9 protein-coding genes are annotated in these 13,224 nt (G+C 68.7%); 4 read left to right on the forward strand and 5 right to left on the reverse strand.

Features of this window, described 5'->3' with window-relative positions; translation table 11 throughout:
- Positions 1–335: 335 nt before the first annotated feature.
- The 4 genes from J8I35_RS22700 to J8I35_RS22715 form a co-directional block, all read right to left on the reverse strand.
- Entirely contained in the window at positions 336–2,228 is a 1,893-nt protein-coding gene (locus tag J8I35_RS22700) for a sigma-70 family RNA polymerase sigma factor (protein WP_209926956.1), read from the reverse strand.
- Positions 2,212–2,526: a high-potential iron-sulfur protein gene (locus tag J8I35_RS22705; protein WP_124594732.1), complete on the reverse strand. Its 315-nt coding sequence runs from the start codon at positions 2,524–2,526 to the stop codon at positions 2,212–2,214. Before J8I35_RS22705 ends, J8I35_RS22700 begins: the two co-directional genes overlap by 17 nt.
- Before the next feature lie 103 nt (positions 2,527–2,629).
- A complete protein-coding gene (locus J8I35_RS22710; RefSeq protein ID WP_209926957.1) occupies positions 2,630–3,835 on the reverse strand; it encodes a c-type cytochrome in 1,206 nt (401 codons plus the stop codon).
- Between the two features lie 91 nt (positions 3,836–3,926).
- Positions 3,927–5,648, reverse strand: a complete 1,722-nt coding sequence (locus J8I35_RS22715; RefSeq protein WP_069617477.1) for a methanol/ethanol family PQQ-dependent dehydrogenase — start codon at positions 5,646–5,648, stop codon at positions 3,927–3,929.
- A gap of 432 nt (positions 5,649–6,080) precedes the next feature.
- Between J8I35_RS22715 and J8I35_RS22720 the strand changes: the two genes are divergently transcribed.
- Positions 6,081–8,411, forward strand: coding sequence for a TonB-dependent receptor (locus tag J8I35_RS22720; RefSeq protein WP_209926958.1), 2,331 nt, complete (start codon positions 6,081–6,083; stop codon positions 8,409–8,411).
- A 53-nt stretch (positions 8,412–8,464) separates the two neighbouring features.
- Here J8I35_RS22720 and J8I35_RS22725 read toward each other — a convergent pair whose 3' ends face one another.
- Entirely contained in the window at positions 8,465–9,442 is a 978-nt protein-coding gene (locus J8I35_RS22725) for an alpha/beta fold hydrolase (protein WP_245170372.1), read from the reverse strand.
- Positions 9,443–9,793: 351 nt separating this feature from the next.
- On the opposite strand from J8I35_RS22725, the gene J8I35_RS22730 reads away from it, so the two are divergent.
- The 3 genes from J8I35_RS22730 (at position 9,794) to pqqB (ending at position 13,223) form a co-directional block, all read left to right on the forward strand.
- Entirely contained in the window at positions 9,794–11,842 is a 2,049-nt protein-coding gene (locus tag J8I35_RS22730) for a sigma-54-dependent Fis family transcriptional regulator (RefSeq protein ID WP_050012260.1), read from the forward strand.
- Between the two features lie 322 nt (positions 11,843–12,164).
- Positions 12,165–12,239, forward strand: coding sequence for a pyrroloquinoline quinone precursor peptide PqqA (gene pqqA, locus J8I35_RS22735; protein WP_006485436.1), 75 nt, complete (start codon positions 12,165–12,167; stop codon positions 12,237–12,239).
- Between the two features lie 60 nt (positions 12,240–12,299).
- On the forward strand, positions 12,300–13,223 hold the full coding sequence (gene pqqB / locus J8I35_RS22740; protein ID WP_209926961.1) for a pyrroloquinoline quinone biosynthesis protein PqqB: 924 nt from the start codon (positions 12,300–12,302) through the stop codon (positions 13,221–13,223).
- The last annotated feature ends 1 nt before the right edge of the window (position 13,224 follow it).

Here is a 13,224-nt window from a genome sequence, read left to right on the forward strand (position 1 = left end):
TGCCGGAAATGGTCGCCGTCTGCTCGAGCGCCGCGGGCGGCGCGAACTGACGGGTTTCGTGAAGAACCGATTCAATCTTGGACAAGCGAGTCTCCCTGCGTTCGTGTAATTCCTGACGGTGCCCGGGAAAACGCAACATGCGTGCCAGTTGCGCGACCGGTGCGCGGCTGCGGCGAAAGCCGCGACAGCCGGGCGCGTGACACCCGATCCAGCCAAACCGTCGGGTTTGCGGACGGCAGCGCGATGCGGTGCGGCGTTCACAAATGCAGCAGGCGTGTTGCAGTCCTGAGCAGTTCGGTGTGCGAGCCGTCGCGTGCTCGCCCGGCACGGGCGCGTCAGGCGAGCAGCGAGCGCAGCGCTGGTGCGTGCCGGAATTGCCGGATGCGTTCGAGCGCCGCCACCTCGAGCTGACGAACGCGTTCGGCCGACAGGTTCAGTTGCCGGCCGATCTCGCGCAGCGAATACTCGTTGTCGACGTCGATCCCGTAGCGCAGGCGAAGAATCCATGCTTCGCGCGCGGGGAGGCAATCGATCAGCGCCGCGACTGCCGTGCGCAACTGGCCGGCGCTCGCGGCTTCTTCCGGCGTCGGCGCGTCGGGGTCGATCGTGACGTCGCACAGCGTGAGGTCGTGATCGGGCGAAACCGGCAGGTCGGCCGAGATCGGTTCGCGCACGATGCCCATCAGCTCGCGCACCTTGTCGACCGGCAGCCGCATCTGCGCGGAAAGCGCGCGCGCGTCGGCGACGTCGCCGGTTCGTTGCCGATGGATGCGTGCGAGCCGCGACAGCTTGTTGAGCGTATCGACCGTATGCGCGGGCACGCGTATCGTGCGGCCCAGATCGGCGAGCGCATGGGTGATCGCCTGCCGGATCCACCAGGTCGCATAGGTCGAGAATTTGAAGCCGCGCCGGTGATCGTAGCGATCGACGGCCTTCATCAGCCCGATATTGCCTTCCTGGATCAGGTCGGAGAACGGCAGGCCGCGATCGGCATAGCGTTTGGCGACCGACACGACGAGCCGCAGGTTGCTCTGGAACAGCTTCGTTCTCGCGGGTTGCATCGCCCGCTCGATACGCGAGCACCGCGCGTCGAGCGCAATCGCGATGTCGAGCGGCAACGGCGACTGAGCGGCGACGCGCGCGAGCGCGCCGCGCGCGTCGATTAGCGCCGGCGTATGGCGGGCGAGGGCGCCGGCGCAGTCGGGATGCGCGGTGCCGCATGCGTGCAGCCATGCGTATACGTCGTCGCACGGCGCGAAGAGGTCGTGGCGCGCGGATTCGGCATGTATGCCCGCAGCGGCCAGCGTGTCGACGAGCCGCTTTTCGAACGTGCGCGCTCGGGTCGCGCGCTCGCGGTTCGCTTGCCCGATGCGTTCGATCGCGCGTGACGTGAAGCGGATGGCGCCGGTCAACGCGGCCGCTTCGCGCAGCAGCGCCCGGCTGGCGGCCGACGCGAAACCGTCCGTGTGCAATGCATGCTGCATGGCCGGCGCCAGCGCACCGGCGCGCTCGAGCGCTTCGACGACCGTATCGCGCCACGCGTCGCTGTCGACGGAAGGGCCGGCCGCATCGTCCGGCGCCGGCGACGCCATGGCCGGATCGTCGGGCAACATCGACGGCGTACTTGCAGGCGATTCGATCTCACCGGTAAGCCCCGTCACGTAAACCGACGCCGCCGCCTTGCCGGCACGGATGTCGTCCGCGATCGCCGCGACGGCCGCGAGCGCCGCCGGATCGCGGCTCAATGCGTCGATGCAGGCGGCGCGTCCGCTTTCCAGACGAAGCGCGAGCGCGATCTCCTCGTCGCGTTCGAGCAGCGGCGTCGCGCTCATTTCCCGCAGATAGAGCCGGACCGGATCGTTGGTCCGGCCCGCGAGCAGGTCGTCGGCCGCGAGCGGCGTCGATGCGTCGGCGAGCGGCGACGCGACTTCCGACACCTGCGCAAAATGACGGTCGAGCGTCCACTCAGTGTGCTCGCCGGCATGCTCGCGTACGTCGATGCCGAACTCGCGCAGCATCGACGCGGCTGCGTCGACATCCGCGCGTTCGGCCGCGTTATCCGGCAACGCATCGGGCAACGCATCGGCGATTTCGCCGTGCGTCACGTATCCGCGGTCGATGCCCAGCGCGATCAGCGCATGCAGATGCACCGCGCGTTCGGCGTCCGCGCCGCGACGCGACGCGTCGTCGCGCTCGCGGGCGGGCCCGGCATCAAGCGAGCTTCGCATAGACGTTGCACCAGCCTTCGGCGGCAACCGTCTTGCCCGCGAACATCGGGCACGTGCCGACGGATTCGCCCGCGGCAGCCTTGTAGAAGCGGCAGTTCGAACACGTCTGACCCGCCTGATACTTCGGGAACTTGCCTGAGTCGACGGTCGTCGCCTTTGCGCGGTAGCCGAGCGTCTTCGCTGTCGCGTCGTTTTCGTCGACGGGCGGGGCGGCCGCGAAGGCGCGCGTGCCGGCCGCGAGCGCGGCGCACAGGCCGGCGGCCTGCACGATGAAGGTTCTGCGATGGCGGGAGATCATGATGTCGTCCTGAACGAAATGAAATGAAAAGAAAAAGCCGGGCCCGCGCGCCGGGCAGGCTGCCCGGCGCGGCGCTCGACCGAAACGAAAGCGGGCGGGAAAGTTACTTGCGCGGCCCGGCGATGAGCGGCGCCTTCGACGCGTTGGCGATATCGGCGGTCAGCTTGCTCTGCGACGCGTCGTAGCCGTTCGAGTAGAGCAGGAACGCCATCAGGTCCTCGTATTCCTGTGCGCTCATCTTGCCGGGGCGATCGGCCGGCATGTTGCTCGACATGTACAGGAAGATGCCGCCGACCGTGATGTGCGACTTGCCCTCGGGCGCGAACGATTCCCCGCTCAGCGCGGGCGCGGTATTGCCCTCGAGCTGGTCGCCGTGGCATTTCGCGCACGCGTCGCCGTAGAGCTTCTTGCCGTGCTGCACCTGTGCCTGGTCGAACGACGGGACGCCGCTGCCTTCGCTCGTCGACACCTTGATGAAGCCGCTCCTTGCCGGCCGCTGCGCGGACGCGATCGCGCCGTCGAGAAACCGGCCGGGCACGTGCGTGGCGGCGGCTTGCGCGATGTCGGCGGGGAGCGTCCAGCCGCGCGTGAGCGACGCGAGACGGCCGTTGCCGCTCATCTGCGCCAGCGTGGCGTCGATGCGCTTTTGCAGCGCGTCCTTGCCCGGCCCGAATGCGAACGACAGTTGCCAGTCCGAGTACGGCGACGACGTCGCCGCCACCTTGAACCGCTGTTTCGGATGGGCACGCTCGTACGCGACGACGCTCGGGTACCAGACGATCGCGCGCTGCGCGCGGCCCGCGGCGAGCGCGCCGATCGTTTTCTCGCTCGTGTTCTCGAGGTCGAAGCGTGCGTTCGCCTGCTGCGCGGCGATCAGTTGCGACGGGCTGCCGTACGTGGCCGCGATCGTTTCCTTGGCGCCGGACGGCGCTGGCGCATCGGGCAGCGACACGCTGACGTAGCCTGAGCGCAGATAGCCCTGCGAGAACGTCATTTTCGATCCCGACGCATCGGCGATCGCCGAACGCGGGAAACCGGCGATCACGTCGCAGTCGCGTTCGAGCGATTTCGTCAGCTCGCTGGCGGAGATGCCGTCGTCGTCGCCGTTGTCGTCGACGCCGCGTGCGTTGAAGGTCGCGGCGATGCCCGCGGCGCGGAACACTTCGCGCGCAACGGAGCGGTCGAGCGCAGTGGTCGGGCTACCGGGCAGCGTGCAGACGCGCACGCCGGCCGACGCGGCTGCCGGTGTCAGCGCCACGCCCACGGCGAGCAGACTGGCGACGGTAACGGAAGTGAGGCGAGTATTCATGGTGGTGTGTCCGGTTGAAGCGGGTGGGGCGTCGCGCCCGCATCGGGCGCATGCGGGCGCGACTCGGGCGCGATTCGGCCGTAGCGCCGGGTCAGTTCAGCGCGAACACGTAGAGCGTGCCGCCGCGCGGAACGTCCTTCGCGATGTCCGCCATCGGGCCACCCCAGATCGGGTTCGCGCCGCCATAGCCGGCGAGCACGGCGACATATTCCTTGCCGTCGACCTCGTACACCGACGGCTGCGAAATGATGCCGCTCGCCAGTTGCGGGCTTTCCCACAGCACCTTGCCGGTCGCCGTATCGAACGCGTACAGGTGACCGTCGAGCGAGCCGCTGAACGCGAGGCCGCTCGCCGTGGTCGCGACGCCGCCGTTCCACGGCTTCTTCGACCAGTGGCTCCACAGCTTCTTGCCGGTGTTCACGTCGATGGCCGTCAGTTCGCCGTAGCCTTCGCTGCCCGGTTCGGGCTTGATCTCGAAGCCTTCGCCGAGATACGGCAGCCCTTCCATGTAGCTGACCGACTTGCCGGTCAGGCTCATGCACGCATGCAGCGCGGGCACGACCGCGATGTTGCGTTCCTGGTCGTACGAGATCGACCACCAGTTCTTGCCGCCGAGGAAGCTCGGGCACGTCTCGATCGTCGTGCCGGCCTTCGGGAACTTCGATGCGTCCTGGATCGGCTTGCCGTCTTCCGTGTAGCCGGTGACCGACAACGCTTTCACGAACGGCGTCGCGTAGATCAGCTTGCCGGTCGTGCGGTCGATCGCATGGAAGAAGCCGTTGCGATCCGCGTGAATGATCGCGTCGTAGTCCTTGCCCTTGTACTTGATGTCCGCGAGGACGGCCGCGTTCACGCCGTCGTAGTCCCACGTGTCGTTGTTCGTGTACTGGTAGTGCCACTTCAGGTTGCCGCTCTTCGCATCGAGCGCGAGCAGCGAGTCGGAATACAGGTTGTCGCCGGGGCGCAGCGCCGCGAGCCACGGGCCGGGGTTGCCGACGCCCCAGTACAGCGTGCGCGACGCGGCGTCGTACGTGCCGGTCAGCCACGCGGCGCCGCCGCCGTGGCTCTGCATGCCGTCGGGCCAGGTTTCCGCGCCCTTTTCGCCGGCGGCGGGGATCGTGTAGCGTTTCCAGACCTGCGAGCCGTCTTCCGGATTCAGCGCGGCGATGTAGCCGCGAATCCCGTATTCGCCGCCGGACGTGCCGACGACGATCGCGCCGTCGATCGCGAGCGGCGCGAGCGAGAACGCGTAGCCGAGGCCCGGCTCGAACATCTGCTTCTTCCACACGAGATTGCCGGTCTGCGCGTCGAGCGCCGCGATTTCGCCGTTCAGCATCGCGATGTAGACGTTCTTGCCGTACAGCGCGACGCCGCGGTTGACGACGTCGCAGCACGCGGTCTTGAACGAGGCCGCGCCGAGTTTCGGCTCGTATTTCCACAGTTGCTTGCCGGTCTTCGCATCGAATGCGTAGACGTTGTCCTTCGGCGTCGTCACGAACAGGTAGTTGCCGTTGACGATCGGCGTGGCCTCGAAGCCCTGCTTCAGGTCGGCGGGGAACTTGTACGCCCACACCTGCTTGAGGTCCTTCGCGTTCGACGTGTCGATCTGCTTGAGCGGCGAATGCGAGCGGCCGTCGTAGGTGCGGTAGTAGGTCAGCCAGCCCGGATCGCCGTGTGCATCGGTCAGGCGCTGGTAGGTCACGGCCGGGTAGTCCGCGGCCGCTTCGACGAGGCCGGGGTTCAGCGCGACGGCGGCTGCCACCGCGATGCCGATCGTCGCCAGCCGGCTCGCTGAAGCCGAGAGTTTCTTCATGGTTGTCTCCTGGGTCATTGTGGTCGCACCGCCGCGAACGATTCGTCGCGCCGGCACGGTTGGGGTTTCCGGGCCGAGTGCACTGCCCGTCACGCAAATCGCATGCCATCGCGGCAGGAAGCCGGTGTGGCGCGGCACACCGGCATATCGCTTGCGATGGGCCGATCGACGACCCGCGCCGTGGCGTCGGCGCAGGTGTTGCATTCAGGTACACCGTCGCGCGGGAAGTGTTGCCAAACATGACAGGTGGCGCAGTCCGTAGAACAGCGGGACATCGGCCGAACGCATGCGTTTCGCAAAGCGAGGGGCGACGCGGCGCGCACCGCTTGCGCTCGCGGCGCTGGCACGGTTCTCGCACGCGGGTTTCGCGACAACCCGGCGCCGCGCGGTGCATCGCGCGGCCCGGCGGAAAACAAGTGCGGAGACAACGGAATGATCAGGAGACCAAATGGCGCCGTGCGCGCCGGCACGACGCGGCGCGGCCGGCGTGCGCGATGCATCGGCACGACCGTCGGCGCGCTGGCGCTGTTCGGCCTGCCGCCCGGCAGCGTGCGCGCGCAGCAGCAGGCCGACGGCAGCGCGATCGCGCCGCCCGAGCCGGCCATCGTGCTGCCCGCGGTGGTCGTCGTCGGCACGACGCCGCTGCCCGGGATCGGCACGCCGTTGTCGGAGGTGCCGGCGAACGTGCAGACGGTGCGTGCGGCGGAACTCGACGCGCAGCACCGCGCGACGCTCGCCGATTTCTTCGCGGCGAACCTGCAGAGCGTGACGATCTCGGATGCGCAGGGCAACCCGTACCAGACGGACGTCAACTATCGCGGCTTCACCGCGTCGCCGCTGCTCGGCACGCCGCAGGGGCTGTCGGTGTTCGTCGACGGCGTGCGCGTGAACGAGCCGTTCGGCGACGTCGTGAACTGGGACATCCTGCCCACGCAGGCGATCGACCGCGTGCAGCTGATTCCGGGCTCCAACCCGGTGTACGGGCTCAACACGCTCGGCGGTGCGCTCGCGATCACGACGAAGAACGGCAGGTCGAGCCCGGGCGGCGAAGCGGAGGTGTCGGGCGGTGCGTGGGGCCGCAAGACCGCGAGCATCGAGCAGGGCGGCACGATCGGCCCGAACCTCGACTATTACGCGACCGCGAACGTCGCGAACGACGGCGGCTGGGCCGACCATAACGCGAGCCGCGTGCGGCAGGCGTTCGGCAAGCTGCGCTACACCGATGCGGACACGACGCTGTCGATCGCCGCAGGCGGCGCGGACAACACGCTGTCCGGCACCCAGACGATCCCGCGCTCGTTCCTCGACAACCGGAAGCAGGCATATACGTATCCGGACCGGAACCGCAACAGCGCGGGCTACCTGACGCTGTCGGGCGAGCGCTTTTTCGGCGAAGACGTCGAGCTGAGCGGCAATGCGTACTACCGGCACCTGCGCAACGTCAACACGAGCAGCAACAACAATACGGATTACGGATCGGTGGACGACGATGGCACGGTCGACACGATGCAGGGCAGCAACGCGCAATCGACGATCGTCACCGACAGCTATGGCGGCAGCGTGCAGCTCACGCTGCTCGGCAAGCTCGGCGGGATGGCGAACCGGCTGGTCGCGGGCGTCTCGGCCGATGTCGCGAACTCGAGCTACGTTGCCTCATCGCAGGACGCGTCTTTCACCGACGCGCGCGCGGCGATCGGCATCGGCGATTTCGTCCCGCAGACCAGCGCGAAGACGCGCAACGTGAATGTCGGCGTGTACTTGAGCGACGCGCTGTCGCTGACGCCGCACTGGACGCTGACGCTGTCGGGCCGCTACGACTGGTCGAAAGCGCAGATCGGCGACGAGAGCGGCGTGCAGCCGCTACTCGACGGCGCCCATGTGTTCTCGCGCTTCAACCCGGCGGTCGGGCTCAACTGGAACCCGGTCGCGGGCTTCACCGCGTATGCGGCCTACAACGAAGGCATGCGTTCGCCGACCGCGATCGAACTCGCGTGCGCGGACCCGGCCGCGCCGTGTTCGCTGCCGAACGACTTCATCGCCGACCCGGCGCTCAAGCCGGTGATCTCGAAGACGTTCGAAGCCGGCGTGCGCGGCCGCATCGGCGCGGCGACGACCTGGAGCGCCGCGGCCTACCGCACGACGCTGACCGACGACATCCAGTTCATCAGCAGCCCGGCCAGCGCGCAGGGCTACTTCCGCAACGTCGGCGATACGCGGCGGCAGGGGATCGAGCTCGCCGGCCGCACGCGGTTCGGCCCGCTCGGTGTCGGGCTGTCGTACAGCCATGTCGATGCGACCTACCGATCGTCGTGGACCGAACACAGCCCCGCGAATTCGGCGGCCGACGCGAACGGCAACGTGACGGTCAAGCCGGGCGACCGCATCCCCGGCATTCCCGCGCATACGGTGAAACTGCGGCTCGACTATGCGGCGACGTCCGCGTGGGACATCGGCGCGAACGTCGTGTGGCGTAGCGGCGTGTACGCGCGCGGCGACGAGAACAACGGCGACGTGAACGGCCGGATCGCCGGCTACGTGCTGGTCGATCTCGACATGCGTTACCGGGTCACGAAGCGGCTCGAGGTGTTCGCGAGCGTGACGAACCTGTTCGACAAGCGCTACGCGAGCTTCGGCGCACTCGGCCAGAATTTCTTCAACGGGGCGAACCATACGTTCGACGGCGCCAATCCGGTGAACGAGCAGTTCGTCGGGCCGGGCGCGCCGCGCGGCGCGTGGGTCGGCATGCGCTATGCGTGGGATTGAGCGTGATGCGGCTGCGTGTGCGGTCCCGTCGCGACACGACCGGGCGCGGGCCGTCACGGGAACGGCACCATCGCGAACATCGCATTCACGGCGCGGGCGACGCTGCGCGCCAATGCGGGATCGCTTGCCAGATGCCCGGCCTTCACGCGTTCGATTGTCGCGTCGGGCACGGCGCGCGCGAGGCGCTCGACGTTGCCGACCGGGCAAACGGGATCGTCCATCCCGTGCGCGGCGAACAGCGGCACGTGGGCCAGTGCGGCCCGTCGCGCGAGCGCGAGTACGCGGCGCTCGCCGAGCCAGCAATCGTGTTGCAGGTAGTGCGCCTGGATCCGGTATTTGTCGATCAGCCGGCCGACGGTCTTCTGGGACCGAATCGGGCGCACGGGCGAGCGGCGTGTGCGTACTGATGCGAGGATCGCGTTTTCGTATGCGTGCCACGCGAGCGCGACTATGCGCTGCCGGGTTGTGCTCGCGTCGCGGCGCAGCCCCGCAGCGCAGCGCGACAGCAGGCGCTCAGGCCGGCCGCCGCCGGCCGCGGCATGCAGGCGCCGCCATTCGCGCGGCGCGCGCGTGCGGGACGTCACGAAGAGTCCACGGACTTCGCGTGGCGACGTCAGGAACAGGCCGCGCAGCACGACGCCCGTTACCCGTCCCGGATGCGTGCCCGCATACGCAAGCGCGAGCGCGGCGCCCCACGATCCGCCGACGACGCCCCAGCGTGCGATGCCGAGCTGTTCGCGCACCGCTTCGAGATCCGCGATCAGCCGCGCGGTGGTGTTGTGACGCGTGCCGCCGCGCGGTGTCGACGCGCCCGCGCCGCGCTGGTCGACGAGCACGACGCGCACGCGGGCAAGGTCGAACAGCCGCAGGATGCCGGCCTGGCTGCCGCTGCCGGGTCCGCCGTGCAGTACGACGACCGGATGGCCTTGCGCGGCGCCGGCCACGGCGAACGCGATCGATTGCGCGTCCCGGTGCAGGTGTCGGCGAACGGGCGTGGGCGGTGACGTCGATGCGTCGGGCAAGGCCCGCATGGCAGGCGACGGCGTGGATCGAATCGGGCGACGCGTCATGTCGATAGGGTTCGGGCGGAATCGGAAGGCAACCGTCACGCGGCCGGGCAGCGGCCGGACGGGTTCTGCGATAAAGCCAGAAACGCGCCAGCCGCGAGGATCCGGATTCGCACGGGTAGTCACGCGTCGGGAATTCGCGGTATCACGAAGGCCTGCCCGTCGCGCGACGCGACACGACACGCCCGGCCGCGCCCGGATGATTCATTACATCGTCCTTTCAATTTATCGCGCGGCGCCCGCGTGGCCCGATGCTTGCTTGCAATGACGGCAAAGAGTCCGGCAGTTGACCGGAAGGATCCCCCGGAGGAGACAATGCGCGATGACGTAGAGCAGGCGGCCGGGTCACGGGCCGCGCATCCCGCTGGCTGGCCCGCGCCGTCGATCCAGAAGGCCCACGAGCGCTCGGAGACGTTCGGCCTCCAGGTATCGGCACGACCCGACTACGACGTGCTGTCGAACGCGGCGCTGGTGCTCAAGCGCGAGCAGAGCCGGGTGCTGTGCGTGCACGCGATGCCGGTGATGGAGACGCTGCACGAGCAGATCGTCAACACGCAGAGCATGATCGTGCTGACCGATGCGGAAGGGCTGATTCTCCATTCGATCGGCGACGACGATTTCCTGCGCCGCGCGGAGAAGGTCGCGCTGCGCCCGGGCGCGAACTGGGCGGAGAGCCGGCAGGGCACCAACGCGATCGGCACGGCGCTGGCAGAGCTGTGCCCGATGGTCGTCCACGGCGACCAGCACTTCCTGGCCGCGAACCGCTTCCTGACCTGTTCGAGCGTGCCGATCCTCGATCCGTACGGCGACGCGATCGGCGTGCTCGACGTGACGGGCGACCACCGCAGCTATCACCAGCACACGATGGCGCTCGCGAAGATGTCGGTGCAGATGATCGAGAATCACCTGTTTACGACGACCTTTCAGGAAACGCTGCAGGTGTCGTTTCATGGCCGCCCCGAGTTCCTCGGCACGCTGATGGAGGGGATCGTCGCGTTCACCGCCGACGGGCGCTTCCTGTCGGCCAATCGCAGCGCGCAGTTTCAGCTCGGCATGCCGCTCTCGGCGCTGCGCGCGCACACGCTGTCGTCGCTGTTCGACGTCACCAGTGCGCAACTGATCGACCGCATGCGCGCGAGCACCGACCGGCACCTGATGCTCAATCTCGGCAACGGCGCGGTGGTCTGCGCGCGCGTGCACTTCCGCCGCGCGACGCTCGCCGAAGGCAGCCGGCCGACGGACGTCCACGACGCGGGCGCGCCGGCCGCACGCGCGAACGCGGCGCCCGCGCCGGCGGCCGGCACGTCGGCCGGCCTGTCGCGGCTCAACTATCTCGACACTGGCGATGCGCAGGTCGCGTGCGTGATCGCGAAGGTGCGCAAGGTGATCGGCAAGGACATCCCGATCCTGATCACCGGCGAGACCGGCACCGGCAAGGAACTGCTCGCGCAGGCGATCCACAACGACTCGCCGCGGCGCGACGCGCCGTTCGTCGCGGTCAACTGCGCGTCGATTCCGGAGACGCTGATCGAGTCCGAGCTGTTCGGCTACGAGGAGGGCGCATTTACCGGCGCGCGCCGCAAGGGGGCGATCGGCAAGCTGCTGCAGGCGAACGGCGGCACGCTGTTCCTCGACGAGATCGGCGACATGCCGTATCCGCTGCAGGTGCGGCTGCTGCGCGTGCTGCAGGAGCGCCTCGTGAACCCGCTCGGGTCGACGAAGACGATTGCCGTGGACATCGCGATCATCTGCGCGACGCACCGCGACTTGCGCGAGATGATCGCGCAGAACCGTTTCCGCGAGGATCTCTACTACCGGCTGAACGGCCTCGTGGTGCGCCTGCCGCCGTTGCGCGACCGCACGGATCTCGCGGTCGTCGTGCAGAAGATGCTGCAACGCGAGGCGTTCGCGGGGCCGGGCGGGCCGCCGCTGTCCGTCGCGCCGGACGTCATGGAGTTGTTCGTGCGCTGCACGTGGCCGGGTAACTTCCGCCAGCTCGGCAACCTGCTGCGCACGGCGGCGGCCATGGTCGACGACGATGGCGAAATCCGGCGCGAGCACCTGCCGGACGACTTCTTCGATGACCTGCGGCGCGGCGATGCCGTGCAGACCGGGCAGGCCGTGCCGGCCACGCCCGATTCGCCCGCCGCGGCGAGCACCGCGGCCGGGCCGGGCGCCGCGGACGCGTTGCCTTCCGTCGATGCGCGCCTGCAGGACGTCGCCGCGTCCGCGATCGCCGCCGCGCTGGCCCGTCACGGCGGCAACGTGTCCGCCGCGGCGCGCGCGCTCGGCGTCTCGCGCAACACGATCTACCGGAAGATGCCGGCCGCCGACGCGGGGCGCCAGCCGTCCGACGAAAGCTGACGCGCTCGTCGCGCTGCGCGCGACCTGTCACAGCCGGTGTGTCAAGTTGCAACACCGGTGTTCAACGATTCAACACCTGCGACCACGCGCGGACAGCGTTCCGCCGGGGTGGCGGACCGCATTCGCGCGAATCGTGTCGGCTATTCGTAAGGATTCCGCCGCGATGCCCGGATGATGGCCGTCTACCGCCGCCGGGCCGCCGAAAAGCGGCTTCGGCACGCTCCTTGCTGAATAGAAACCGACCGCTCGATTGCCGCGGTCGTTCGATTCATCCAGCAACGCATCGACTCATCGACTCATCAATTCAGACAGGAGACACACCATGCAGTGGACGACACCGTCTTACACCGACCTGCGTTTCGGCTTCGAAATCACGATGTACATCGCCAACCGCTGATCGCCGTGCGTGCCGCCCGTTTCGCCGTGATCGGCGCGGGCGGCCTCGGGAGCTGACGCCATGAAGATCAAGATACTCGGCTCGGGAGCCGGCGGCGGGCTGCCGCAATGGAACTGCAATTGCGCGAACTGCCGCCGTGCGCGCAGCGGAAGCGGCCATGTGCTGCCGCGCACGCAGTCGTCGATCGCGGTCAGCGACGACGGCGTCGACTGGGTCCTCGTCAACGCGTCGCCCGACATCCTTTCCCAGTTGCGCGCGGATCCGGACCTGCAACCGGCGCGCGCGATTCGCGACAGCGGCATCGCCGCCGTCGTGCTGTGCGACGCGCAGATCGATCACGTGACGGGCCTGCTGATGCTGCGCGAGCGTTCGACGCCGCTGCCGCTCTACGCGAGCGCGCCGGTGCTCGACGACCTGTCGACCGGCTTGCCGCTCGTGCCGCTGCTCGGCCATTACTGCGGCGTGGCCGCGCACACGATCGTGCCCGGCGAGCCGTTCGCGGTGCCGGCCGCGAGCGGGATCCGTTTCACCGCGCTCGCCGTCGACAGCAAGCCGCCGCCTTATTCGCCGCGACGCGCGTCGGCCGTGCCCGGCGACAACATCGCGCTGTCGATCGAAGACGTCGCGAGCGGGCGGCGCGCGTTCTATGCGCCGGGGCTCGCGTCGGTCACCGACGAGGTACGTGCGGCCATGGACGGCGTCGATCTCGTGCTGGTGGACGGCACGTTCTGGACCGGCACCGAGATGATCGATCTCGGCCTGTCGGGCAAGCACGCGGCGGACATGGGACATCTCGCGCAGTGCGCGGAACCCGGGCGGCCCGGCATGATCGACTGGCTCGATACGCTGCCCGCGCGCACGCGCAAGGTGCTCACGCACATCAACAACACGAACCCGATTCTCGATCCGCATTCCGTCGAGCACGCGCACCTGCGCGCGCACGGCATCGACGTCGCGCACGACGGCATGCAATTCCAGGTCTGAC

Source organism: Burkholderia sp. CpTa8-5 (genome assembly GCF_017815045.1).
In the GTDB taxonomy this organism is placed as follows: domain Bacteria; phylum Pseudomonadota; class Gammaproteobacteria; order Burkholderiales; family Burkholderiaceae; genus Burkholderia; species Burkholderia sola.

Bases quoted from the DNA above. Each gene is read 5' to 3' on its own strand.
- J8I35_RS22720 (WP_209926958.1), top strand. From the start codon at position 6,081: ATGATCAGGAGACCAAATGGCGCCGTGCGCGCCGGCACGACGCGGCGC.
- pqqB (WP_209926961.1), top strand. From the start codon at position 12,300: ATGAAGATCAAGATACTCGGCTCGGGAGCCGGCGGCGGGCTGCCGCAA.
- J8I35_RS22715 (WP_069617477.1), bottom strand. From the start codon at position 5,648: ATGAAGAAACTCTCGGCTTCAGCGAGCCGGCTGGCGACGATCGGCATC.
- J8I35_RS22710 (WP_209926957.1), bottom strand. From the start codon at position 3,835: ATGAATACTCGCCTCACTTCCGTTACCGTCGCCAGTCTGCTCGCCGTG.
- J8I35_RS22730 (WP_050012260.1), top strand. From the start codon at position 9,794: ATGCGCGATGACGTAGAGCAGGCGGCCGGGTCACGGGCCGCGCATCCC.
- J8I35_RS22700 (WP_209926956.1), bottom strand. From the start codon at position 2,228: ATGCGAAGCTCGCTTGATGCCGGGCCCGCCCGCGAGCGCGACGACGCG.
- J8I35_RS22705 (WP_124594732.1), bottom strand. From the start codon at position 2,526: ATGATCTCCCGCCATCGCAGAACCTTCATCGTGCAGGCCGCCGGCCTG.
- J8I35_RS22725 (WP_245170372.1), bottom strand. From the start codon at position 9,442: ATGCGGGCCTTGCCCGACGCATCGACGTCACCGCCCACGCCCGTTCGC.